The sequence below is a fragment of the Coprococcus comes ATCC 27758 genome, from assembly GCF_025149785.1.
Lineage (GTDB): Bacteria > Bacillota > Clostridia > Lachnospirales > Lachnospiraceae > Allocoprococcus > Allocoprococcus comes.
In genome coordinates, this window is sequence record NZ_CP102277.1 from 146,165 (window position 1) to 171,360 (window position 25,196).

General features: G+C 40.2%; 26 protein-coding genes and 1 pseudogene. 23 read left to right on the plus strand and 4 right to left on the minus strand.

From position 1 onward, the window contains the following. The first annotated feature begins 43 nt into the window (after positions 1–43). From NQ556_RS00720 to guaA, 11 genes and pseudogenes are all read left to right on the plus strand, one after another. Positions 44–1,342: a tyrosine-type recombinase/integrase gene (locus tag NQ556_RS00720; protein WP_204575758.1), complete on the plus strand. Its 1,299-nt coding sequence runs from the start codon at positions 44–46 to the stop codon at positions 1,340–1,342. Positions 1,343–2,103: 761 nt separating this feature from the next. Next, on the plus strand, positions 2,104–2,661 hold the full coding sequence (locus NQ556_RS00725) for a replication initiator protein A (protein WP_173698794.1): 558 nt from the start codon (positions 2,104–2,106) through the stop codon (positions 2,659–2,661). Next, the gene (locus NQ556_RS00730; RefSeq protein ID WP_173698796.1) at positions 2,661–3,449 is read left to right on the plus strand and encodes an ATP-binding protein; all 789 of its coding nucleotides are present in this window, start codon (positions 2,661–2,663) and stop codon (positions 3,447–3,449) included. The genes NQ556_RS00725 and NQ556_RS00730 overlap by 1 nt, the downstream gene beginning before the upstream one ends. A 68-nt stretch (positions 3,450–3,517) precedes the next feature. Further along, complete coding sequence (locus NQ556_RS00735) at positions 3,518–3,703, plus strand: hypothetical protein (protein ID WP_008374045.1); 186 nt, start codon at positions 3,518–3,520, stop codon at positions 3,701–3,703. Between the two features lie 50 nt (positions 3,704–3,753). Further along, positions 3,754–4,614: a sce7726 family protein gene (locus NQ556_RS00740; RefSeq protein ID WP_204575761.1), complete on the plus strand. Its 861-nt coding sequence runs from the start codon at positions 3,754–3,756 to the stop codon at positions 4,612–4,614. Position 4,615: 1 nt separating this feature from the next. Beyond that, on the plus strand, positions 4,616–5,548 hold the full coding sequence (locus tag NQ556_RS00745) for a sce7725 family protein (RefSeq protein WP_044999176.1): 933 nt from the start codon (positions 4,616–4,618) through the stop codon (positions 5,546–5,548). Positions 5,549–5,550: 2 nt separating this feature from the next. Next, positions 5,551–6,633: an RES family NAD+ phosphorylase gene (locus tag NQ556_RS00750; protein WP_008374041.1), complete on the plus strand. Its 1,083-nt coding sequence runs from the start codon at positions 5,551–5,553 to the stop codon at positions 6,631–6,633. A gap of 128 nt (positions 6,634–6,761) precedes the next feature. Then, positions 6,762–8,321, plus strand: coding sequence for a recombinase family protein (locus tag NQ556_RS00755; RefSeq protein ID WP_173698800.1), 1,560 nt, complete (start codon positions 6,762–6,764; stop codon positions 8,319–8,321). Beyond that, positions 8,308–8,460 (plus strand): annotated as a pseudogene (locus NQ556_RS00760) (sporulation transcriptional regulator SpoIIID); the annotation flags it as partial. The gene NQ556_RS00755 and the pseudogene NQ556_RS00760, both read left to right, overlap by 14 nt. 100 nt (positions 8,461–8,560) lie before the next feature. Then, positions 8,561–9,925, plus strand: coding sequence for an MATE family efflux transporter (locus NQ556_RS00765; protein WP_173698802.1), 1,365 nt, complete (start codon positions 8,561–8,563; stop codon positions 9,923–9,925). Between the two features lie 194 nt (positions 9,926–10,119). After that, positions 10,120–11,667 carry a glutamine-hydrolyzing GMP synthase gene (guaA, locus tag NQ556_RS00770; RefSeq protein ID WP_008374035.1) on the plus strand — a complete coding sequence of 516 codons (1,548 nt, stop codon included), beginning with the start codon at positions 10,120–10,122 and terminating at the stop codon, positions 11,665–11,667. A 201-nt stretch (positions 11,668–11,868) separates the two neighbouring features. On the opposite strand, the gene NQ556_RS00775 is transcribed toward guaA, so the two are convergent. Continuing rightward, positions 11,869–12,402 carry a helix-turn-helix domain-containing protein gene (locus tag NQ556_RS00775; protein ID WP_008374034.1) on the minus strand — a complete coding sequence of 178 codons (534 nt, stop codon included), beginning with the start codon at positions 12,400–12,402 and terminating at the stop codon, positions 11,869–11,871. A 217-nt stretch (positions 12,403–12,619) separates the two neighbouring features. Between NQ556_RS00775 and NQ556_RS00780 the strand changes: the two genes are divergently transcribed. The 9 genes from NQ556_RS00780 to NQ556_RS00820 all read left to right on the plus strand — a co-directional run bounded on the left by NQ556_RS00780 (position 12,620) and on the right by NQ556_RS00820 (position 19,715). Then, a complete protein-coding gene (locus NQ556_RS00780; RefSeq protein ID WP_008374033.1) occupies positions 12,620–12,799 on the plus strand; it encodes a MerR family transcriptional regulator in 180 nt (59 codons plus the stop codon). A gap of 20 nt (positions 12,800–12,819) precedes the next feature. Further along, positions 12,820–13,920, plus strand: coding sequence for a site-specific integrase (locus NQ556_RS00785; protein ID WP_008374031.1), 1,101 nt, complete (start codon positions 12,820–12,822; stop codon positions 13,918–13,920). Then, complete coding sequence (locus tag NQ556_RS00790) at positions 13,904–14,227, plus strand: plasmid mobilization protein (RefSeq protein WP_008374029.1); 324 nt, start codon at positions 13,904–13,906, stop codon at positions 14,225–14,227. Before NQ556_RS00785 ends, NQ556_RS00790 begins: the two co-directional genes overlap by 17 nt. Further along, on the plus strand, positions 14,224–15,354 hold the full coding sequence (locus NQ556_RS00795; protein ID WP_107000555.1) for an AAA family ATPase: 1,131 nt from the start codon (positions 14,224–14,226) through the stop codon (positions 15,352–15,354). The genes NQ556_RS00790 and NQ556_RS00795 overlap by 4 nt, the downstream gene beginning before the upstream one ends. A gap of 100 nt (positions 15,355–15,454) precedes the next feature. After that, positions 15,455–15,688, plus strand: coding sequence for a hypothetical protein (locus NQ556_RS00800; protein WP_008374025.1), 234 nt, complete (start codon positions 15,455–15,457; stop codon positions 15,686–15,688). 104 nt (positions 15,689–15,792) lie between these two features. Beyond that, the gene (locus tag NQ556_RS00805) at positions 15,793–15,999 is read left to right on the plus strand and encodes a hypothetical protein (RefSeq protein ID WP_233430202.1); all 207 of its coding nucleotides are present in this window, start codon (positions 15,793–15,795) and stop codon (positions 15,997–15,999) included. Between the two features lie 169 nt (positions 16,000–16,168). Continuing rightward, complete coding sequence (locus NQ556_RS00810; protein ID WP_008374021.1) at positions 16,169–17,461, plus strand: plasmid recombination protein; 1,293 nt, start codon at positions 16,169–16,171, stop codon at positions 17,459–17,461. Between the two features lie 289 nt (positions 17,462–17,750). Beyond that, a complete protein-coding gene (locus NQ556_RS00815; protein ID WP_008374019.1) occupies positions 17,751–18,710 on the plus strand; it encodes a helix-turn-helix domain-containing protein in 960 nt (319 codons plus the stop codon). A gap of 201 nt (positions 18,711–18,911) precedes the next feature. Then, positions 18,912–19,715, plus strand: a complete 804-nt coding sequence (locus NQ556_RS00820) for a DUF3825 domain-containing protein (RefSeq protein WP_107000554.1) — start codon at positions 18,912–18,914, stop codon at positions 19,713–19,715. Between the two features lie 375 nt (positions 19,716–20,090). Here the strand turns inward: NQ556_RS00820 and NQ556_RS00825 are convergent, their stop codons facing one another. The 3 genes from NQ556_RS00825 to NQ556_RS00835 all read right to left on the minus strand — a co-directional run bounded on the left by NQ556_RS00825 (position 20,091) and on the right by NQ556_RS00835 (position 22,200). Next, the gene (locus tag NQ556_RS00825; RefSeq protein WP_005333347.1) at positions 20,091–21,272 is read right to left on the minus strand and encodes a site-specific integrase; all 1,182 of its coding nucleotides are present in this window, start codon (positions 21,270–21,272) and stop codon (positions 20,091–20,093) included. A gap of 34 nt (positions 21,273–21,306) precedes the next feature. Then, a complete protein-coding gene (locus NQ556_RS00830) occupies positions 21,307–21,501 on the minus strand; it encodes a DUF3173 domain-containing protein (RefSeq protein ID WP_005333349.1) in 195 nt (64 codons plus the stop codon). Positions 21,502–21,882: 381 nt separating this feature from the next. Next, positions 21,883–22,200 (minus strand): helix-turn-helix domain-containing protein, encoded by a 318-nt coding sequence (locus NQ556_RS00835; RefSeq protein ID WP_005333350.1) that lies wholly within the window; start codon positions 22,198–22,200, stop codon positions 21,883–21,885. A 192-nt stretch (positions 22,201–22,392) separates the two neighbouring features. Between NQ556_RS00835 and NQ556_RS00840 the strand changes: the two genes are divergently transcribed. The 3 genes from NQ556_RS00840 to NQ556_RS00850 all read left to right on the plus strand — a co-directional run bounded on the left by NQ556_RS00840 (position 22,393) and on the right by NQ556_RS00850 (position 25,171). Next, a complete protein-coding gene (locus NQ556_RS00840) occupies positions 22,393–22,581 on the plus strand; it encodes a 2-ketoisovalerate ferredoxin oxidoreductase (protein ID WP_425458801.1) in 189 nt (62 codons plus the stop codon). 398 nt (positions 22,582–22,979) lie between these two features. Further along, positions 22,980–24,119: a hypothetical protein gene (locus NQ556_RS00845; RefSeq protein WP_005333353.1), complete on the plus strand. Its 1,140-nt coding sequence runs from the start codon at positions 22,980–22,982 to the stop codon at positions 24,117–24,119. After that, positions 24,113–25,171: a YqaJ viral recombinase family nuclease gene (locus NQ556_RS00850; protein ID WP_005333354.1), complete on the plus strand. Its 1,059-nt coding sequence runs from the start codon at positions 24,113–24,115 to the stop codon at positions 25,169–25,171. Before NQ556_RS00845 ends, NQ556_RS00850 begins: the two co-directional genes overlap by 7 nt. The last annotated feature ends 25 nt before the right edge of the window (positions 25,172–25,196 follow it).

Consider the following 25,196-nt stretch of genomic DNA (forward strand, 5'->3'; position numbering starts at 1 on the left):
GTCACAGTCCCGATTGCCACGGATAGAAAGGGGAAATTTATCTATGGCAAAAGGTTCTGTAAGAAAAAAAGGTAAAAAGTGGTACGCACGCTTCTACATCGAAGATGAAAGCGGCAGAAAAGTACAGAAAGAGTTTGTGGGAACAGAAAGCAAGTCTGAAACAGAAGCCCTGCTCAGAAAAGCAATCGCTGACTATGAGGAAAAGAAATTCGTTGCGAAGTCTGAAAACATCACGGTTGGTATGCTGCTCGATCTGTGGGTGGAGGAAGAAGTGAAACCCGGTAATCTCAGCAATGGTACGGTAATGTCCTATCAAGGAACGGTCAACCGTATCAAACAGCACCCGATAGGAAACCGAAAGCTGAAAACCGTAACCGCCGACCATTTACAGGCGTATATAGACTTTCTCAGCTTTGGAGGCACAAATCCTGACGGTACAACTGCAAAGGCACTCAGCAAAGGGTATCTCCGATTGTTTTCGGCTGTTTTACAAGGGGCGTTCCGTTTTGCAGTATTCCCGAAAAGGCTGATAACCTTTAACCCGATGCAGTATGTGGTATGGCGAGGAAAGAAAGAAGAATACGAGCTGTTCTCTTACGAGGATGGGGAAACAACTTCCACACCAACGCTCAGCTATGACCAGTATCAGAGGTTAGAGGACTTCCTGAAAAAGAAAAACAATCCTGCACTTCTTCCTATACAGATAGCCTATTATACAGGCTTGCGTATTGGAGAGGTCTGTGGTCTGACTTGGCAGGACATCAACCTTGAAGAACAATATCTGACAGTACGCCGCAGTATGCGTTACAACGGGGCAAGGCACAAAACAGAAATAGGGGCAACAAAGCGTAAAAAAATCCGCACCGTTGACTTTTGCGATACGCTTGCCGCAATCCTGAAAACTGCGAAAGCAGAACAGCATAAAAACCGTTTCCGATACGGGGAACTGTACAGTCTTAATTACTATTTGGAGGTCAAAGAAAAAGACCGCACCTATTATGAGGTTTACAGTCTGCCGAGGGCGGAGGAAGTCCCAGAGGGGTACAAGGAATTATCCTTTGTCTGCCTTAGACCTGACGGGGCATTTGAAGCACCGAGTACGGTGGGGATTATGTGCAGGACAGCGAGAAAAAAGTTGGAGGGATTGGAGGATTTCCACTTCCATATGCTCAGACACACCTATACAAGCAATCTGCTTTCAAACGGTGCAGCACCTAAAGATGTGCAGGAACTACTCGGACACACTGATGTTAGTACCACAATGAACATTTACGCTCACGCTACAAGGGAAGCGAAGCGTACTTCCGCAAGACTACTGGATAAGGTAATCGGCGGAGCATAAAAAATTTCCCTTGTTTCGGCTCATAAGGGCAAAAACAAGGGAAAATACATAAGGTTTGAATATTTAATAGGCGATATGCCTTGAAAACACAGGGTTTACAGAGGATTGAATAGATAAACTAGAATTAGTATATCATTTAACTGCAGCACTGTCATAGATTATCGAAAAATAGAATTATATTGATATTGAAAGAGAAGAGCAAGATCCACCCGGGTAATACCGTATCGTAATAATTGAAAATAATATTTAGAAATTAGGAATATTATATTGGCTATATTGAAAATGTAAGCAGGTAAAAATTGAAATTTTTTTACAGAGCATCTGGCAGAAGCCAGGTGCTTTTTTTGAAAATTTTGAAAGAAAATATCATGTAAATAGTGCGGAAATCTTTGATGGAAGCTAATTAAATGAAGATGAAATTGAATCAAGAGGATGAAAATAGAAGATTCATCAAAAATAAACTTGTTAAACACAGGTGGATCTTGCTCTTGTATAAAAATTCAGATTAAAAAGAAGAAAGAAATAACAATGAGCGAGATTCACTAGGGATTACAGTACCTTAATTGGTTCTCTGCTTATCTTTAAGATTATGTGAAATTTTGGGATGCACAGTAATGAAATTATGAAAAAATTAAAAAAATTCTGATGAGGGGGCTGTATTTTATGCCCTCTCCTTTTGTATATATAGAGGGATAAATTTTTGTGGATATAAAATTCAAAAATATATTTCCTCAAATATTGAGAAGGTGAGGAAGAAACAAATGAAATATTTGTACATGAATGAGCAGGAGCGGCAGATACAGTATTATCAATTTCCAAAATTCTTGCTGGAATTACAGCTAAGTCAGAATGCAAGAATTATTTATATGCTGTTGTATGACCGGGCGAGAATATCACGAAAGAATAATTGGACAGATGAGGATGGAAGAGTATATGCAATATTTCCAATTGAAGAACTATCACAGAAAACCGGGAAGTGCAAATCTTCTGTTAAAAAGGCTTTGAAAGAACTAGATGATGCAGGACTGCTAATTCGGAAATTTGGTGGATTTTCAAAACCAAGACATATGTATGTAATGATACCAGACAAAGTAGAGGTTTTTGGAAAGGTACAATTACAGACAGATATAAAGAAAGCCGATAGAGAGTTTAAAAATGAGCTTTCATATGGTCAGAATGATAACTCTACAAAGGATATAAATACGGCATCTAATAAAGTAATAGAGAAAAATAACTCAAGTAATAAGTATGGAGTAAGTAGTTACAGTATAAAGAATCAAAAGATGAATTATGAGTGTGGGGAGGGAGAAAGCCTGTGATGTATGAGATACAAACATATTTAGGCGCAGATGGATTGATGCATTGTACTGTTTGTAAAGAACCCGTAGAAGCATTTTATCCAAAAGGTTCTTTGCTTGAAATGAGAAAGCATCACAGGCAGTGTGCGTGTGAAAGGAAGGCATATGCAGAGGAGACACAATATTATAAAGAAAAAGAGCATCGGGAGCTAATCGCAAGAAATAAGAAAATCTGCTTTGAGGAAAAAGAAATGGAGGGATTTACATTTCAAAATGTAGAAAGAGATAGTGGCGTTATAAGAATCGCAGAAGAATATGTAACAAACTGGCAAAAAATGAAGCAAAACCATATGGGATATTTGTTCTGGGGACCAGTTGGAACAGGAAAAAGTTATCTGGCTGCTTGTATTGCGAATGCATTGCTGGAAAAAGAAGTTACCGTGAAAATGACAAATTTCAACACCATATTAAATGATTTGTTTGCAGCTGAAGACAAGAAAGAATATATCAGATCATTGAATGGATATGAGCTTTTAATTATTGATGATCTTGGTGTAGAACGGAGCAGTGAGTATGTATTAGAAAATATTTTCAGTGTGATTGATTGGAGATATCGATCGGGGAAACCTTTGATTATCACAACAAATCTTCCTTTAGCACAATTAAAACAAGAGACAAAAATTGAGAAGAAAAGAATTTATGACAGAATTCTGGAAAGATGTATTCCGGTAAAAATTGATGGAGTCAGCAGACGAGAAGCCATGGCAAATGACAATATGCAGACTATGAAAAACATTCTGAAAATCTAGGACTATTTCAGAAGGACATTTCATAGTAATGGACAAAGAGTGAGCAGGGAGGAGGTGGAAACTTCACCGTGGCGAAAAGAAAACTGAACTATCGATTTCATAATCCAAATCCGGTGGAAGTGACCGCCGATTACATATTGAAAGTGATGATAGAAGTGAATACTGAGAAGGTGGAGAAAGCTATAAGAGTTAAAATGCAGACAATTACTGAGAAAAAATATAATGATATACAAAAGAAGGATGGCTTTGAATAAACTAATTTGGTATAATATTTTAACAGATATGGATAATGGAGGTGAAAGGTGTGGAAAAGAATAAATTGAATATTTTAAATAAATTTTTTTCTCGGAACACTTTTCGTCACTGTTATGAAGAGGGATATGATAAAATATATGGGCAAGTGATAAAAAAATATATCAATTATGATTCAACAAAAACTAATTCCGAATTGGTTAGCGAAATTTATAATATTTTAAAAACGGAATACAGAAACGAGTATTATTATAAGAACACGCTTTTAAATAAATTGTTATTGGGGATTCATAGTGTAAATACAACGACTGCTTTAACAGAAATTCCTATTGCAAAATCAAAGGCAGATTTTGTTTTGATAAATGGAAAAGCTGTTGTTTACGAAATTAAAACTGAACTAGATAATTTGGAAAGATTGGAAAGTCAAATTAATGATTATTTTAAAGCGTTTGATCATGTAGCAGTAGTTACATATAATGAAAATGTTACAGCAATACAAAAAAAGATAGATAGCATCGGAAAACCAGTTGGAATATACGTATTGCAGAATCGTGGAACAATAAAAACAATACAAAAACCAGAAAAGTATAGAAATGCATTGGATAGTAAAATTATATATAAGATTTTGAGAAAGCCAGAGTATGAAGAAATAATTTTGAATAAATATGGATTTTTACCTAATGTATCAGCGTTTGAATATTATTCCGAATGCCGAAAATTGTTTGAGAAGATGCCTATAGAAGAATCATATGAATGGGTTTTGAAATTGTTAAAAAAGAGAACTAAAATTATAAAAAATGAATATAAAGAAATACCGTATGAATTGAAATTTTTAGCTTATTTTATGGATTTGAAATCAGAAGATTATGAGAAAATAAGATGTTTTCTTAATCAAGCATATGGAGGTGTATAGAATGTATTTTCCTTATTTACGAGGAAGACAATTTGAGTTGATTGCATTACGAGAATTGTTAGAAAGTGAACGAATTGGACAAGAGATTATTCCGATTATAGAACCAGTAAAGCCATCGGCAACATTATTGAAAACTTTAGAATGCTTTGTTAATCATGATAGAGAAATTGCAGTAGTATTTAATCCAGCTGTAGGAGATTTCCCTAAAAAGATAAATGAAATGAGAAGGGAGAATTCTAAAATCGCAAATGAGTTGTATGAGTTATTAACAAAACATAATAAAATTATTAAATCGTATATTATGAGTGCTAAAAGCGCAGTTAAATTAAAGACGGATGAATTAAAAACGGAAAGATTGATAATAAATCCGGATAGAGATTGTTTAGATGATTTTTTAGAGGTGTATGATAAATCTTTGCCAAGATATACATTGATTCCAGATGATAGAGCTTTTAGAAGAGTGATTTCAGAATCTAAAGTGTTATTTGAAGATAATTTCAATAAAAGATCAAGAAATATAGATTATATAGAACATGAGGATGAGTTCTTTTCAGATAGTCATTTGTATTTTCAAAATGAAAATTATGTAGGATTTGCAGATTATTCTGTTGTAGGGGAAGAATTTAATGAATCTGGTTTTGCTCCTGTTGCGGTTGCAATTCATATAGTTTATTTTAACGAAAAGAAAGAATTGAGAATACATCATTTTGTATCTGATTCTAATGATGGAATAGAAGATCCTGGTGGAAAATTTGGAGAGGCTTTGGAAAAGTTAGTATATTGGTGCGAGGAAAATAATGTTCAGAATACATTAGGATTACAAGGATTTTATGATTGCTATAATTCAGGAAAATATCCAGGTTTAGGAACTGTAAAAAAGTACTCAATTATGCATCATTTGGAATTGGTCAGTAATTTCTTGGGAGGAAAGTAGTAATGCAAATTGGCTTAGAATGCTTTATGGATGAGCAGATTAGTTCAATGATTGCAAGTGAAAATCGACATGGAGAATGTGAAATTCAAGGTAAGAAGGAATGCATTGTTTATGATACAAATGAAGATCATTATTTAGAAGGATATTTAGAAGAAATTATGGATGCATTTACTGTTGCAAAACATTTAAGAGTGTCTGAGACAGATGCAAGAGTGGGATATTTGCATACATTTTTGGCTCGTTGGAAAGTATTTAAAGTAGATGAAAAGAGTATTCAAAAGATAATCAAAGCTATATGTAGCCAACGTTATCAAGATGAGCCGGAACTGTTTGATGAAAAAGTTACAATTAGAGAATTATTTTCAGCAGATGAAATGGAGCGTAAGTGCATTTTGAAAACATATAGTTGGGATGATTTTTGCTATAATATAAAACATGTTAATCGATTTCATTCGCAACAAGTTAATTTTAGAGAATTGAAAAATTTATTAGATAATATGCTTGTTGATATTCCGGCGGGAAGTTTGACTTTATATCGATCTAGGATATGTGATGAAGAGAGTTATCTAAAAGGTTACTCAAACAAAAAGATGGGTGTACCGCCAGTTCCGTTAACTACTGCAGGACGAACGAATTCGGAGGGAATACAATGCTTATATTTGGCAAGTGATGAAGAAACAACTTTTCATGAAGTCAGAGCTCGGGATAATGATCATGTATCGGTAGGTGAATTCTGTCAAATAAAGGATTTAAAAATAGTTGATTTAAGTTTATTTGATAAAATAGGTCCATTTTCAATTCCAGATTTTGATATGACATGGTTTGCAATCAATATTGATATTATCCGAAAAATTGGAAATGAAGTCGCGATGCCTATGAGAAGATTTGATCGTGCATTAGACTATGTTCCTACGCAGTATATATGTGATTATGTAAAACATTTGGGTTATGATGGAATACGATATAAAAGTACCTTGGTTGAAGGCGGAATTAATTATGCTATTTTTGATGAAAAGAAATTCGATTGTGTAGGAGTAAAGGTAGTACATATTGGAAATATTCATTATGAATGGAAAGAGCTATAGAAAAAATCGAGAAATTGTATTAGACATGAAACTAATACAAATTTCTCGATTTTTATTTACATATTTGCGTATTACGATATAATAAAAGATGTAACAGAACGATATAACTATAACAGAGAGGTAGCATTATGAACATAGCAGCCTATTGCCGAGTCTCCACCGACAAAGCTGATCAGCTCAACAGTCTGGAAGCCCAAAAGGAATTCTTTTCAGAATATACCAAGCGCACAGGGGACACTTTAGTAAGATTATATGCAGATGAGGGTATTTCTGGAACTAAAATTAAAAATCGTAAAGAATTTCTTCGCATGATGTCTGATGCAGAGCATGGATTATTTGATATGGTTGTTGTAAAAGACATCTCTCGTTTTGCAAGAAATACTGTAGATCTTTTACAGAATGTCCGTAAGCTGAAATCATTGGGAATTGAGACACAATTCTTAACAGCGAATATGACCAGTATGGGAAACAGCGAGTTTGTTCTCACCATTTTTGGAGCTCTGGCACAGGAAGAAAGTGCAAATACTTCCAAGCGTGTAAAGTTCGGCAAGAAGATGAACGCAGAAAAAGGACGAGTTCCTAATATTGTATATGGATACGATAAAACAATCGGAGATTATTTTAATCTTGCAATCAATAAAGAAGAATCTAAAGTTGTACAGCAGATTTACAAGTGGTATACAGAAGAAGGTTACGGTGCGGCCAAGATTGCAAATATGTTAAATGAAAAAGGTTATAAGACAAAACGAAATTGCAAATGGAGTCAGAATGCAACTTGCCGTATTTTGACAAATGAAATATATACCGGAAAAATTATCAATGGCAAGCAAGAAGTCAGTGATTTCCTGACTGGTCAGAGAAGAGACAAGGACGAGACTGAATGGATGGTTGTGGAGCGGCCGGAACTTCGAATCATAGAAGATGAGACATTTGAAAAAGCACAGGAGATTTTAAGAGGCAGACATGATGCATTTAATCTTAGTCACGAACGGCAGAGTAATAAACATCTGTTTTCGACACTGATTAAATGCAAAGAATGTGGCTGGTCCTTCCGGAGAACGGTTCGTACTTATAAGAACACGTATGTACGCTGGGTATGCTCTGGGCGAAACGGCCGGGGAGTAGATAGTTGCCCAAATAAAACGGTTGTGGACGAGGAAGAACTCATTGAAGTTCTGCAGGAATATTTTACAAATGTATTGAAACAAAAGAAAAAAGTGATTGCTCATGTGGTAAATGAGTTTCAGCGTGTATATAAAGCTAAAGATGAAAATGTAGAGTACGAAAAAGAATTAAATGCAGAACTTGCTAAATTGCAAAAGACCAGACAAAAATATATGGATATGTATACGGATGATTTGATTTCTCGTGAAGAGTTGAATGAGAAGATTGGTGGCTCTCGTCAGGAAATGGAACGAATAGAAAATGAACTCAAGATGGTATCTTATCATTTAACCAAAGGGGAACAGTTAGAGAATATTTTAAATAATACATTTAAAGAAATTGAAGACATTACTGATGTACACCAGATGACCAATCAGCAGTTAAAGCGATTGATTCAGAAGATAGAAGTAGATAAGGATGGAAATGTAGATATTTACTTACGTTTGCTTGGTGATCTCGGCTTAGATGAGTCTGTATTAATTGATGAAAATGAAACCGTTCAAAAATGTAACAACCAAACATAAAGATGTAACAGAACGTCTTCTCCAGATCAACCCATCTCTTGCAGGTGAGGCGCGAAAGGTTCTGGATCTGAACAAATCGGAACGGCACATCCGGGGCGGACTTGCTACCAGAGAAAAGTACCTGCATCAGCACGCATAAAAAATCCTTTTCTTTGCAAAAAGATGGTGTATTACATTTTTACAGTATAAAATAGAGAAAACGGGGATATACAAAAGAGAAGGGACAGGAAAAGAGAAGAATGGGGAAAACGAAACAAAAACAGGATCGAAGTCATTATCTGTTTTCCAATCAGGAACTGGCAAATCTGATCGGACCTTTGGTAATCGAGCAGTTATTGGCAGTTTTTGTTGGGATGGCAGATTCTATTATGGTTGCAAATGTTGGAGAAGCAGCTGTGTCGGGCGTGTCGCTGGTTGACAATATTATGATTCTGATCATCAATATTTTTGCAGCACTGGCGACTGGTGGAGCAGTTGTTGCCGGACAGTATATTGGCAGGAAAGATGAAAAATCAGCATGTAAAGCGGCTACACAGCTGGTATGGTTTGTGAGTCTTAGTGCGGTTGCGATCATGATATTGGTTTACTTCGGAAAAGATATAATTCTGAATCAGGTATTTGGTCACATTACAGCGGAAGTAAAAGGACATGCAGATATTTATCTGCTAATTGTAACAGCTTCGATTCCATTTATCGCGTTATATAATGGTGGGGCAGCAATTTTCCGTGCGATGGGGAATTCGCAGGTATCCATGAGGGTATCACTTTTGATGAATGCGATCAATGTAACCGGAAATGCAATTCTTGTGTTCGGATTACGGATCGGAACGGCGGGTGTTGCAATACCGACACTGATTTCCAGAATGGTTGCCGCGATAGTGATAACAGTGTTGCTCTGCAATCAGACACGTATCTTGCATATTGAGCGGACACTGAAAATCCGGTTTGATGGAAGAATGATACGGAAAATACTTGCAATTGGGGTTCCCAATGGTCTGGAAAACAGTATGTTTCAGCTGGGTAAAATTTTAGTGCTGAGTCTGGTTTCAACCTTCGGTACTTATGCAATTGCGGCAAATGCAGTTTCCAATGCGATTGCGCTGTTCCAGATTCTTCCTGGAATGGCGATCTCGCTGGCAATTACGACAGTTATTTCCCAGTGCGTCGGCGCAAATGACTATGAACAGGTACATTACTATCTGAAAAAACTGCTTGCGATCATTTATGTGGCAATGGTGGGAACGGTAGCACTTATTTTCCTTGCACTTCCATTGATTTTGAAAGCATACAATTTGTCAGATCAGACAGCTGCGGCAGCAACAAATATTATTCATTTCCATGGAATCAGTGCAATGATTATCTGGCCACTTTCATTTGCTCTTCCAGCAGCGTATCGTGCGGCAGGAGATGCAAAAGCCTGTATGTATACATCGATTGTGTCGATGTGGATTTTCCGGATCGGATTCAGTTATCTGGTAGGAAAATATATGGGACTGGGAGTATTTGGCGTGTGGGTTGCAATGGTGATCGACTGGGTAGTACGTGCAATCTGTTTTATTATCCGGTACTTTAATGGAAAGTGGAAACATGGGGCAATTGTGTAAATACAGAAGAAAGTTGTCATTTGTGTTAGAAAGATGATGCTTGAATATGAGTTTTAATTGCAGACCAGAGTTCAAACTTTGGTTCGGGCGATAGAAAATGCTTGTAAAACATCCAGAGCTCTACTATAATAAAATACAAAAGCAATAAATAGAAAAAGCGGTCTGAAAGGATCGTATTTTACAGGAGGAAAACCTTGAAGAACGAATTAGTGATTGTACTTGACTTTGGTGGACAGTATAACCAGCTTGTCGCAAGACGTGTCAGGGAATGTAATGTATATTGCGAAATTTATTCTTATAAGATTGATATCGAAAAGATTAAAGCAATGAACCCGAAGGGAATTATCCTGACAGGAGGACCGAATAGCTGTTACGAACCGGATTCACCGACTTATTCTGAAGAACTCTTTAAGCTTGGCATTCCGGTACTTGGTCTTTGTTATGGTGCACAGCTTATGTCTCACGTACTTGGCGGAAAAGTTGAAAAAGCTGACGTCAGAGAATATGGTAAGACAGAAGTCATCATCGACAAGAAAGATTCCAAAGTATTTGAAAATGTATCTGCAACAACAACCTGCTGGATGAGCCATTTTGATTATATTTCGCAGGTGGCACCGGGATTTGAGATTACTGCACACACAGCAGACTGTCCGGTAGCAGCAGCAGAAAATGCAGCAGAAAAGCTTTATGCAATCCAGTTCCATCCTGAAGTGCTTCATACACCGGAAGGAACCAAGATGATCAACAACTTTGTAAAGAATGTCTGTGGATGTGTCGGCGAATGGAAGATGGATGCATTTGTTGAAAATACCATCCAGGAAATCCGTGAAAAAGTTGGGGACGGAAGAGTACTTCTTGCGCTTTCAGGCGGAGTTGATTCCTCTGTGGCAGCAGGACTGCTTTCCAGAGCAATCGGCAAACAGCTTACCTGCGTATTTGTAGATCACGGTCTTCTTCGTAAGAATGAAGGCGATGAAGTTGAGGCAGTATTTGGACCGAATGGTCAGTTTGACCTGAACTTTATCCGTGTCAATGCACAGGAAAGATACTACAACAAGCTTGCTGGAGTTACAGAACCGGAAGCAAAGCGTAAAATTATCGGAGAAGAATTTATCCGTATTTTTGAAGAAGAAGCAAAGAAGATCGGTGCAGTGGAATTCCTTGCACAGGGAACGATTTACCCGGACGTTGTAGAAAGCGGACTTGGCGGAGAATCAGCAGTAATCAAGTCTCATCACAACGTAGGAGGACTTCCGGAGTATGTTGATTTCAAAGAAATCATTGAACCACTTCGTGATCTCTTCAAAGATGAAGTCCGCAAGGCAGGTCTTGAACTTGGACTTCCGGAGAAGCTTGTATTCCGTCAGCCATTCCCGGGACCGGGACTTGGAATCCGTATCATCGGAGAAGTAACGGCTGAAAAAGTACGGATCGTACAGGATGCAGATGCAATTTATAGAGAAGAGATTGCAAACGCGGGACTTGACCGCAGCATCGGACAATATTTTGCAGCCCTGACCAACATGAGAAGCGTTGGTGTTATGGGTGACGAGAGAACTTACGATTATGCAGTTGCACTTCGTGCAGTGAATACGGTAGATTTTATGACTGCTGAGGCAGCGAAGATTCCGTATGAAGTACTTGATAAAGTAATGAGCAGAATTATCAATGAAGTTCGTGGGGTTAACAGAGTATTCTATGATCTGACGAGTAAACCGCCGGGAACGATTGAGTTTGAGTGATGATATGAACTTGAAAAAGCCTTTATTTATGCGGGATGCAAGCAAATTTGTTTAAGCACTGGCAACGATTTGGCAACATTTCGGGTATCACTCACTAAATAACAGAATACTTCAATAACAGAAAAACCTTGCTGATTTTCAGAAATGAAGCTGAAAGTCGGCAAGGTTTTTTTGTGTATTTCGAGACAAAAATAACACGCTCTATTGGGATTCAGTGTCCTTTTTCAAGGCTTCTGTGAGATAGTCGCTTAACTCCTTTGAGGGGACTACTTTATGCCAGTGATTCGAGGTATCTAATTCAGGATATTTATACCGCCACTGGTCGTATTCCTCTTTGGTTATCTCTCCCTGTTCCAGACGGGCAGCTTGTTCCTGCCATGCGTGGAACATATCAAACATGGAGGAATAGGTGGAGCCGGTGGACTTGTCCAGTCGCAGACACACTTCTCCGTCAATCTCTCCGATTTTCAGCCCGTACATATCTTCCAGCGCAAAGAGCGTGTGCATAAGCCCGATATAGCTGTCAATCTCCGGGACTGTGATTGCTCGCGGGCTGACATCAAAGATATGTGCCATTTCTTTTACAAGGTCTTGCTTCGGCGTTCTGGCTTCTGATTCATACTGCGCCATACGGACATCAGAGGTCTTTCCGAGAAAACCGAGGATTTCGCCTAATTGCTTCTGCGTCATGCCTTTCCGATTGCGGAAAAAGCGGATTCGTTTGCCGATTGCCATAATAAAACCTCCGTTGTAGTTATAGTGATACAACCATTCTTGACTTAAACATTTCTGTTGAAGTTAGTATAACATGGTGCAATAGGAATAGCAAGAGGAACTTAAATAAAAAGAGTTAAGATTTTTCTGCAAACCACTTGACTTAACGGAATTTATTTAGTATTATGGATATAACTTAAACAAAAATAGTTAAATTGAGAAAGGGGAGGATAACCGAATGGTAGAAAAATCATTTATGACTGTGGAGGAAGTGGCAGCGGAATTGCGGGTGTCAAAGTCAAAAGCCTACCAGATTGTGCGGGAACTGAACGCAGAATTACAAAAACAGGGTTATTTGACGGTGGCTGGTCGTGTGAACGCTACATTTTTTCATAAAAAGGTCTGTTACAGCGATTAAGAGGAAAGGAGATGATTTGAATGGCTGTATACAAAGACAATGCTACGGGAACGTGGCGGGTAATCTATCGTTTCACAAACTGGAAAGGGGAGCGGAAGCAGACCCAGAAACGGGGATTTGCTACGAAGCGGGAAGCACAGGCGTGGGAGCATGAAGCCATGCTGAAACAGGGTGCAAAGCTGGATATGACGTTTGCCAGTTTCTTTGAGGTTTACGAAGCCGACAAGAAACAGCGTGTCAAGGAAAGCACATGGGAATCCAAAAGCCATATAATCCGCACAAAGATTTTACCGTATTTCGGGAATCGGAAGATAGCGGAGATTGAAGCAAAAGACATTATCGCATGGCAGAATGAACTCATGGCGTACCGGGACGAGAAAGGGAAGTCCTATTCGGCGGATTATCTGAAAACCATACACGCCCAGCTTACAGCGATTTTCAACCATGCTGTGAACTTCTATAACCTGCCCTACAATCCGGCAAGGCGGGCTGGCACAATGGGAAATGAGGTTCCGAAAGAAATGGACTTCTGGACGAAAGAGGAATATCTGAAATTCTCCGAAGCCATGATGGATAAGCCCCGTTCCTATTATGCCTTTGAAATGCTTTACTGGTGTGGAATCCGCTCCGGCGAACTGCTGGCGCTTACTCCGGCTGATTTTGACTTCCAGAAGCAGACAGTCACAATCAGCAAGACATTTCACCGATCTAAAGGGAGTGATATTATCACAAGCCCGAAAACGAAAAAGAGTAACCGTACAATCAAAATGCCGCCATTTCTCTGTGAGGAAATGCAGGAATATATCAAAATGCTTTACGACATTCAGCCGAACGAGCGGCTGTTTACGGTCACAAAATCCTATCTCAATCACGAAATGGAGCGAGGGGCAAAGCAGGCGGGCGTAAAAAAGATTCGCGTTCACGACATCCGGCATAGTGCGGTTTCCCTGTTAATAGACATGGGATTTTCAGTGCTGGCGATTGGGGATCGTATGGGGCATGAAGCGGAGAAAATCACTTACCGCTACGCCCACTTGTTTCCTACGGTGCAGACGGAAATGGCAGAAAAACTGGAAATGGAGCGAATGACAAAGGAGGACGCAAATGGAAAGAACACTTGATTATAAAGGGCGGTGGCGCAATCATACAGTAGCGTTCCGGGTATCGGACGAAGAAGCGAAGCTGCTTAACGATTTGGTGGCATTGTCGGGTTTGACAAAGCAGGACTATATCACAAGGCGGCTGCTGTGCCGGGACGTAGTAGTACAGGGCAATCCGAGGGTGTATAAGGCTCTGAAAAATCAAATGGCGGCTATCTACGAGAAATTGAAGCGATTGGAAGCATTAAGCCCGGACAATGACGAACTGCTCTACACGTTGCAGGTAATCGCAATTACATTAGACGGTCTGAAAGGAGAAGATGAATGACAGAAAAAATGAAAACGACTGCTCCCGTATCATCTGTTGGCGCAGATGGGGCGCAGCCGCAATTAAAAAATTACAATGAAATTATAGCAAATGAAACAGCACAAATCAATCTGCAAGCCGCACAAAACCCGGAGAAATCCGGGAGCGGCGGGCTTCAAACCGTTTCCATGACGGAACTGTATGATACACTCTACCCGCCGAGAACGCCGGTTGTGGACGGGTTTCTCTATGGCGGCACTTATCTTTTTGTAGGTGCGCCGAAAGTTGGGAAATCGTTCTTTATGGGACAGCTTGCCTATCATGTGGCAATGGGGCTTCCGCTGTGGGATTATCCTGTCCGAAAGGGTACGGTGCTGTATCTTGCACTGGAAGATGATTATGCAAGGCTTCAGCGGCGGCTCTCCGGTATGTTCGGTGTGGAATGTGCGGATAACCTGTACTTTGCGACACAGGCAAAGACCTTGAATGAGGGCTTAGACAAACAATTAGAGGAATTTCTGAAAGAGCATACGGACGCAAGGCTGATTATCATTGACACGCTCCAGAAAGTGCGTGAGGTCGGTGGGGACAGGTACAGCTATTCCAGCGACTACGAGATTGTGACAAAGTTAAAGTCGTTCAGCGATAAATACGGTATCTGCCTGCTGGTGGTTCATCACACACGCAAGTTGGAATCCGAGGACAGCTTTGATATGATTTCCGGCACGAACGGGCTGCTTGGAGCGGCAGACGGGGCGTTTATCATGCACAAGAAAAAGCGCACTGACAATGAGGCGGTCATGGATATAGTGGGGCGTGACCAGCCGGATCAGGAACTGACTATAGAGTTTGACCGGGAGCGCTGCGTCTGGAAATTCAAAAAGGCAGAAACGGAACTGTGGAAACAGCCGCCGAATCCCCTGCTGGAAGCAATCAACAATTTTCTGACAGAAGATAAGCCGGAATGGGAGGGGACAGCAACAGAACTTGTGAGCCAGTTGCCGGATATGCAGATACAGGCAAACGTGCTTTCCAGAAAGCTGAATGTAGTCAATAGCCAGTTGCTTAATGATTATGGAATTTTCTATGACAATAAGCGGGGGCATGAAAGGAAGATTATTCTGAAACGGCTTGAGCCGAGAGAGTAAAAGCGACGATATGCGTCGGTTGCGACGGTATTTTTTACAGCGGGCTGGTATAGAAAATATCGACGCTATCGACGCAAACCGACGCAGAAAGGATTAAGTGATGAAAAACGTGCAAATTCCTTATGAATTGTTTGTATCTCTGCTCCGCTATCATCTAATGGAAGATGATGATTGTCTGAATGAAATCCGGCAGGGATTGGAGCAGAAATTGGATTCGCTGGTGCGCCATGAATTATATGCGAAATATAAGACTGCGCCCACACAGGAAGAACGGGAAAAAGCCAGACAGGAATACCTGGAAAAACGTGGAGTGTCGGACAACTTCCGCTGGTAGTTTTCCTTTGATAATAGACAGGAGCGTGTTACGCTCCTGTGGATAGAAGACAACGAGAAAGGTGTGATTCAATGATAATTCAGCCAGAATGGGGAACTCGGAACGTGAACAAATATTTATACGAAAGTGAAGCCCGGAGGATTGCTGCACTCAACGAAATCTTTGGAGATGTGGAACTGACTGTGGCAGAAATGCGGACGCTGGTATGGCTTGCCGGATGGGAGGAATGTACGGTGGAAAACGTACTTTCGGCTATCCGAAAAGCTATGGCGGCGGAAGCAAAGCGGCGGGAACAGCCGCTCCGTCCGTAGGACGGAAAAGCCCTCGGCAGAGCGCAAAGGCAGCTTTTGATGGACGGAACGGCTGTCAAAAGTGCTTTTGCGTTACTTTCGGCGAAAGTAACAAAGCCTATACGCCGTATCCGGCGCTGATTACCCGGACAGGGAGAAAGGATATTGATTGAAGCGAACGATCAGCTTTATGACAGGAAAAGGCTCTGTCAACCATAACAGCAGAAAATTCCATGCAAAGAATACTGACCCGGAGCGAAGTTGTCTGAACGTGGAATACTGCAACGAAAATGTTAAAGACGTATATCACGAATTGTTTGATGAAGCACTTGCCCGGTACAATGAGAAACAGACCAGAAGTGACCGCCGGATTGATGATTATTACAATAAAATACTGCGTGGAAAGCAGGAAAAACCATTCCATGAAATCATTGTGCAGATAGGCGATAAGGACAATATGGGGGCAAAAACAGAGGACGGACAGCTTGCGGCAAAGGTACTTGATGAATATATGCAAGGTTTCCGGCAGCGCAATCTCACTTTGAGAGTATTTGCTGCCTATCTTCACATGGACGAAGCAACGCCCCACTTGCACATAGATTTTGTACCGTATACGACAGGAAGCAAGCGGGGGCTTGATACAAGAGTATCACTGAAACAGGCGTTATCTGCTCTCGGCTTTAAAGGCGGTACAAGACGTGAAACAGAATTAAATCAGTGGGTGACTTATGAGAAAGAACAGCTTGCCGCTGTCATGCTGGAACATGGGATTGAATGGGAGAAGAAAGGCACACATGAAAAGCATTTATCCGTCTTGGATTTTGAGAAAAAGGAGAGGGCAAAGGAAGTTGCAGAGTTGGAAGCGAAGAAAGCGAAATTGCAGGAAGAAAATGCCGCTTTTCAAGAAATCAACGAAGATTTGCATGAACAGTTGTTACAGGTTGATGATGAGATTCGCTCCTTGCAGGAAGATTTACAGGAGTCCCGGCAGGAAGCAGAGAAAGCGCAGAAGCAGGCGGATAAATACCAGAAACGCATGAATGAACTTGCCCCTATGGTTAAGAACATGGAGAAGCTGGCGGCAGATTTTTCCGCAGATCCGGAGCAGACGCTTCCAGAAGCGGCGGTTGTAGAATCTGCAAAATCATACCGGGAGAAAAAGGCGAAACCTCTTGTAGTGAAAATGGTTCAAGTTATGCGCTCTATCTATTCGGCGTATCTGGATATTTCAAACAAATTTACGAAGCTGCAAGCGGCTTATAACAGGGAACGGAGCGGAAACGAGCGGTTGACAAACAGGCTGGAAGAAGTTTTAGACGAAAACAGGGAACTGCGGATAGTGGCGGCAGATTTTGGACGTATAAAGGCGGTGGTCGGCTCTGAAAAGGTAAACGCTGTTATTAACCGGGCGAAGCAACAGGAACAGATAGAAGCCGAGCAGAAACGGGCTATAAGGAGAAAATACAATCGGGAAGCCCGCTGACAGGCAGAGGGCTGCTTAAAGCCCTCTTAGCTGCCATGAAGCGAATCTCCGCCAGTTAGTCAAGAGCGGCGTAGTCGTTCAGTTTACTCTTGACTGGCTGGTGGGGATTTGCTATTTGTTTTTAAAATTACATGGATAATTGAGCAGGTATCTGGTAAAATGACCTTGCAGTATGAGAAAATTTAATTAGACAATCGTGTCTAATGGCGAAAATAGGGCATTTCTCGCTTTGTGTCGTGTTTTGCTGTAGACATTTATGGTAATGTGCAAGTGAAAGGAGGGGAAAGGAATGGATACGAAAAAGATAGGAGAATTTTTAAAGGTGCTTCGTAAAGAACGAGGATTAACACAAGAACAGCTTGCAGAAATTCTTCTTGTATCGGGAAGAACGATCTCTCGGTGGGAAACAGGAACCAATATGCCAGATTTAAGTATCCTTATCAAAATGGCAGAGTTCTATAATGTAGAAGTGAAAGAAATTTTGGACGGAGAAAGGAAAAGCGAGAGTATGGATAAAGAATTGAAAGAAACATTATCTAAAGTGGCAGACTATAACAAACTGGAAAAAGAGAGGGTAACAAAAGCCGGAAATATTGCATTTGGTCTAACCTTTGCTATTTGTGCGGCTGTGATAATTATTCAGCTTCTCATGGTGGGAGAATTGGCGATTGTGGCAGGAGAAACTGCTGTTTTACTTGTTGGTGGAGCGGCTTATATTGGAGTGATGACCTATAATGGAGTTTGGGAGACTGGTTCCAGATTCAAAAGTACGCCATTTACAGATGCGTTGATAGCTGTGATATGTGCCGGAGTATTTGCGGTGGCATTGGTTATTTGCTATATCAGATTAGGCGCAACAACGTCTCAAGCGGTTCATAGCGCACTTATATTTTTTGTGGGAATTGCCATAGTTGGTTTTGGGGTATTGAGAATACTGGCTTGTTTCAATCATAAAAGAAGAGAAAAAAGTATGCCGGACAATGAGACTGTACTGGTTAAAGAGCAACAGCCTGTAAATGTATTTATAGCGGACGGAAATATGCAGGCGGAAATGATAATAAGTACATTGAAAGATAACGGTATTATGGCATACGGACAGGATTTAGGAGATGCCGGATTTGCGTCTGTACGTTATGGCATGGGCAGAGGTATTGATGATAGGATTGCAATTATTGTACCCAGTGATAAAGCGGATAATGCAAAGCAAGTGATAAAGGAAATGGGGCTGGAGCAGAATGTTACGCATTAGGCGCTCCGAAAGACTTATTTTTCAAGGGATTTCAGAGATGATAAAAGGTGCTGCGATACTTTAATCTAAATCTCCGAAAATGAGCTTCTATTGCGTAACATTTCAAAAATAGGTTGTTAATCTGCGAGGATTTGCTATAATAAGGATGTAGAAATGGTTGCGATAGACTAAGCTGATTTTATTTTGAATGGAGAAAAATATATGCGTCTTAAGGATTGGAGTTTTTTGGGCAATTATGAATTTTTTACAAATAGATTACAAATGTTGGCAACGAATGATTTACCGGCTGAAAAATGGAGTTATGCAGGAAAAGAAGATTTTGGTATCTTGAGAAATTATCTGTATTTTACTTTTGAAAAATTGTGGAAAGAACGAGAAGAAGCTCCTGACAGTGATAAGCAAAAGTATATTTATATGGATGATAAAGTGGGTTGTTTTAATACAGGATTATATGATAAGACATGGCAGCCAATTTACTTTTATTGCATTAAAAATCCGATAGCTGGATTTCAAGAGTGGAGATTTACTGCGTTTTACAATAGTTACACGATAAAATTTGCAGATATTTCTAATTCTGCTGCATTAGATTTGCAGAGAGCAAGTTATTTTGATGATCCGAGTGCGTTAATATATGATATTAAGTTAGACATCATTCCACAGTGGGATCATATATTGTATGACGAGGAAAATTTTTTGAGAATACCTGAACAGTTACGTGCTAATGGTAAAGAGTTTTGTCAGAATTTAATTGATGGGGCTATCAGGTCAGTTAAGAAGCGCATAGAAGCTAATTATAAAACGGTTGTTCCGCAATTTTATAATGACAAAATTCAATTGTTAGCTCCTTTATACTTAACGAATCCAGATAAACCAGATTTAGCTTTGGTTTTATCTCTGAGTGATGATGGAACCGTTTATTATGGACATACATGTCTTACAACGGAAATGGCATATAATAATGCAAGACTAATTGCCCGTCCAGACAGTTATTGGCTTCAGCCTTAAATATTAGTTGACTTTTTGATGAAAACTGGATATACTATATTTGTTAGGTAAGTTAGCTATATGGTTATGCATTACTAGATAAGATTGTATTTTGATAATTGTTGTGTAATGTTATGTTTGGGGCAATAATCTTTTGGGATTATTGCCCCAAAGTTTTAGACAGAGTGGCAACATTTTGGCAACAGAAAATCAGCAAGCCAGAATAAATGATGTAATTGAAGTAAAAAACGGTGTGTATTTGCATAAAGCTTAAACAAATATAGTTAAGAGCAACAAAGGACACGCCGAGTTTGAATAGTTCACGCTGGGCTACAAAGCCCGTAACCACGGGGCTTTGCGGCTTTGGGTGTTTGAAATTGCATTATCATTGCATTTTTATATTTCTTTGTGATACATTGCAGTATGCTGATTACTGGTATAATTAGCAATACTTTGAGAAGCTGACTGGTAGCTGAGAACCCCGGTCAGCTTCTTTGCAATCTCAATATTGGTGTTTGGATACAGATGACCATAAGTTCCTAGTGTCGTCTGTATTTTTTCATGTCCAAGACGCTCTTTAATCAGCAGTGGATTTTCGCCCATGCTGATAAGCAGGGAAGCATGCGAATGTCTCAGGGCATGAATTTTGATTCTGTGGACACCAGCTAAATTTGCCAATTTCTCTAATGCTCTTGGAAGCGTTGTTTTGCTGGTGGGTGTACTGTTATAACTCAGTACGAATCCACAATTTGGTAAAACCTTTGCCTGGACAGCCTTCCATTCTTGTAATTCCTTGATGGTATCAGCATCAATATAAATGGTACGGTTGCTTGCCTGCGTCTTAGGTTCAACGAATTTGTAGTCATTCATTGTTTTATAGTACAGTGTTTTACTAATAATCAGCATACCTGTTTCAAAATCAATATCATCCCACTGTAAGGCGGCAGCCTCTCCAATACGCATTCCAGTCATAAATAAAAGCCAGAACGAGATGAAGAGATAGTGCTCGTAGTAGTCACCTTTGTACAGCAGGGATATTACCTTCTGAAATTCCTCCAAAGTCCAGAAGTCGATCTTTACTTTTTTAGATTTGATATTGCCGATCATGCGGGCAGGATTCTTCTTTGCAAGTCCGAGGATAATCGCCCGGTCAAAAGCTAAACATAACATTCCCTGAACAATGCGTACATAGTTTGGACTGAATTGTTTTGCCAACTTGAGCTGCCAGGTCTGTACATTTATCGCTTCTATTTCGGACACTTTCTTCTTGTAGAAATAGGCAAAGTGTTTTTGAATGGTCGAGTAACGATTCTTGTAGGTACTTTCTTTCACCTGAGTTTTGTACCACGGAAGATAGATTTCTTCAATAAACTTTTTGAAGGTAATGTCTTCCTTCTTATCAGCTAATTCTTCCGTTGATGCAAGAATCAATTTGGAATACTCGGCACGGGCTTCTTTTTTTGTTGAGAATCCGCTGCGGTATTTTTGAATCTGTTTTCCGGTTACAGGATGATATCCGAGGTTGGCTCGAAAATAATAAGTGCCGTTTTCTGCTTTTTTAATTGGATCTTTTGCCATGATTTCACTCCTTACTAAAATGCAAAAAGCACGATCATTCTTGCTTATCGGGCAAAGTAATCCCTAATAATTCTTCAACGGCTTCTTTTGGAACCCTGTCTAATTTTCTGGATTGATAATAGGTATGCCCCTTTTCTACCATAAGTTCCTTTGCTTTTTTAATAATATCAGCAGCAAAGGAAGGACCGTAGCCTAATTCAATCAAATCCCTTTTTGTTACAGTTATCATGAATCTCCTTTCCACAGACAGGGAATCAACTTGATACCTGTCTATTATTATATCAAATTTTGAGTAAAAGTTCTCTAATAAAAGCGCTATAAGCTAAAATCCCAAAAGTCTATGTTATTCTTTCAGAAGCCAGTTCCTATGCCCGCTCCGGCCACGTAAAACGGTGTTACTTTGTAACTATTAAGCTGCAGGCGTGCGAAGATGCAAACTATCTGCAGTCACCTATATCAATCTCCCGAAAGATTTCTTTTGTTTTCAAGGTACGGCGAATGGATATATTACCCATTCAATTGAGTAATAGGGGCTTTTCCTTTAAGATTGAAAAATTTTAAGAAAAAATGATAAAAATAAAAGCTGCCTTGATTTGGCAGCCACGGAAATCTATTTGCGTTTTAGAGCCAGACGATTCAGCATGGAAATGAGCGCAAGCATATCCTCGTCATCGAGTTGTTTCATCAGATCAGTTGCTTTGTCAATCAGAGGAAGATTGTGCAGCTCTGAATCGAAGAACTGTTGAGGAGTGACTTCCAGATAGTCACAGATATCCAGAAAGCTCTGCATGGTAGGCAGAGAACGTCCGGAAGTGAGGGACTGGATGTAGCTTTTATTTTTGCCAAGATCCAGACTCATCTGATATTCAGATACATTTTTCTTTAAACGCAGTTCGCTGATGCGTTCTCCAATAAAGTTTTTATCCATACATTTACACCTCTCTTCCACATTTTAAACTATTTACTTACAGCAAATTACGGAATAAAATAGAGATATATTTGAAATATAGTGATTATTCCGTAATATAACCGTAATTTACTAAAATGATACAAAAAAAGAAATTATGGATGATAGAAAATGGATTTTGGGGTATGATGATAGCAAAGGAAGTGGATGTCTGTGCGGATTATAGGAAATGAGCAGGAAATTGAATGGGCGAAGGAAGCACTGCGGAATCAATGTAACGATTGTCCCTACTTGGACTGCTGTAATGAAAAGGCGAAAGAGGAGTCAAAGCAGTGTGGAACGGTTCGGTTTGGCTGCCGGGAGTATCTGAAAGAGAAGATTGAATTCGTAGTAGAAAAATAGATGTAGTATTTTGAACAAATATAAACACCATATATAGTATAAGCCTGAATTGACATGAGGAATATCTTGTGCTAGTATACTGATATAGTTTATTTTATGCACACCCTTTTTGGGGAGTTTCGGGATTCATAAGAATCTCCAAACTTACAGGAAACAGCAGGAGCTGATTCCTGGCATAAGTAGTTTATGTTTGTAGTGAGTGTCACGGTATGCCTTTTTTGGCTGCGTGGCACTTTTGTTTTTTCAGGAAGAAACCAGACTTTTAAGAATGAACAGAGAAAAGACTCTCTTTTCATTCTTTTTTTGTGCTTACATTTAGGTTTCGGCATAGTTGCATGCCACAACCAGCTTCGGCTGTTGATGGATAAATATTATTTTAAGAAAGGTGGAATAAGAACATGAATGAAGCAAGAGTGTATGCAGATGGATTTGAGAGATCCTTTGCAGAAGTAAAAGATCTGCTGGAGTTTCTGGCAGAGAGAGGAAGAAATGCCAAATGGATCAGAAAGCCAACGAATACGTTACGGCTGGCACCACTGGAAAAGGAGGCTCAAAATCTGGATGCGGCAGATGCATCCATGGAAGAAATTTTGGAGGATACAGAGAAGAATACGCAGCTTGTACTGAAAATGAGAGGAGAATCCTATCCGGTACGTGACTGTGCCATCCGCACCATTTTAAGCCGCGCAGGTGTCAATGGAGACGGGCTTCGCAAGCTGGATAAGGCAACATATGCGAAGGTAGTCAATTACTGCCTGCGGGTTGCAAAAGGGGATGCCCTGATTAAGATTGCGGACGGAAAGGTTTCCGCAGTACATGGCGGGGATAAACATGATTATTGCATCCTTGATATGAAAGCCATGTTTGAGACAACCTGCGAATATCTGAATCTGAATTTCAAAGGCAGTGTTTACATGGAGGGCTCTGGTATCTATGACCATTCCATTGTATCTGCCATGTGGAAGCTCGGAGGAAGTCAGGAACTTCTGGATACTTACCGAAAAGCACTGGATGCACACGGAATGGATGAGAAGATCCTGTCACCGGCACTTCGTTTTACCACATCTGACGTGGCAGCGAGCGGTGCAAATCTGTATCCGATGCTTTTGACAGACGGACCAAACGGCGTTATCAGTCTGGGAAGTCCAATCAAGCTGGCTCACGATAAAGGGGCAACGATTCTGGACTTCCGGAAAAATCTGGAGCAGGTATGCGCCCGCTATGTGGATGCGATGAAGAATCTTACTCAGCTTATGGACATTGAGATCCGTAATCCGGTGAACTGCCTGAAGCTGCTGATGAAGGAACTTGGCATTAAACAGAAGATCCGGAATGAGGTGGTGGAGCTATTTGTATCCCAGAACGGGGAAGGTGCCTGTACGGCACATGATCTTTATTATGCCATGAATGAAGCCTCCTTTTTTGCAGCCTGTGAAGGAATGTCCGGACAGGGCATCCTGAAGCTGGAGGAGGATATTACGAAGGCGCTTATAAAAGACTGGAAAAAATATGACGTTTATGGAGCAGTCAAATGTTAGGAGGAATTGGAATGAATAACAAAGCAGAGTATACACCGGAAAAGGTTGTGGATATCAGTAACCTGTCAAGAGAAGACTGGTTGGAATACCGCAAAAAAGGAATCGGCGGCAGTGATGTAGCGGCAATCATGGGGATCTCTCCATTTGCCACTATCCGGGATCTGTTTTACAACAAAACAGGTGTGCAGCCGGTCATTCAGGAGGAAGAGGAAAGCAACTGGGTTGCCAAGGAAGTCGGACACCGGCTGGAAGATCTGGTGGCAGAAATCTTTTCCAAAAAGACCGGACTGGAAGTATTTCCGGTACGTGTCATGTTCCGGCATCCATTATATCCGTTCATGCTTGCAGATGTGGATTTTTTTGTTCGTATGCCGGATGGGACATTTGCGATTCTGGAATGTAAAACCTGCAATTATAATGCGAAAGATAAGTGGGCTGATGAGGGTATTCCAGCTCATTATGTGCTGCAGGTAAGGCATTATCTGTCTGTGATGAATATGCAGAAAGCCTTTATCGCATGCCTGTATGGAAATAACGAGAATGAGTTTGTGTATCGCACCATTGAGCGTGATCTGATTGAGGAAGAAGACATCATTGATCAGGAAACGTATTTCTGGCAGGAACATGTATTGAAAAATGTAGTACCGCCGCATAACGGGAATTCCGATCTGGTTCTGGCAAATATCCGTAATTATGGTGGTTTTGCAGACAAATCTATTCCGGAAATTGTGCTTTCCGGTCTGGAATCAAAAAATCTTGAGAAGTATCTTACCCTTTCGGAGGAAAAGTCACAGTTGGAAAAACGGAAAAAGGAAATCGAAGCAGAACAGCGGGCAATCAGTGTTCCTTTTGTGGAACAGCTGGGGCAGGGCTGCAAGGCAGTGCTGGAGGACGGTACGAACCGTTACCGTATTACCTATAATCCGACCAGACGTACTTCGGTTGGGAAAGACCAGATGGAGAAGCTGAAAAACCAGCATCCGGATATCTATGAGGAATATACAAAAACAACGGAGAGCCGTACTTTCCGAATTAAGAAGGAGGCGGCGTAATGAGAAAACCAAATGAACGGATGCG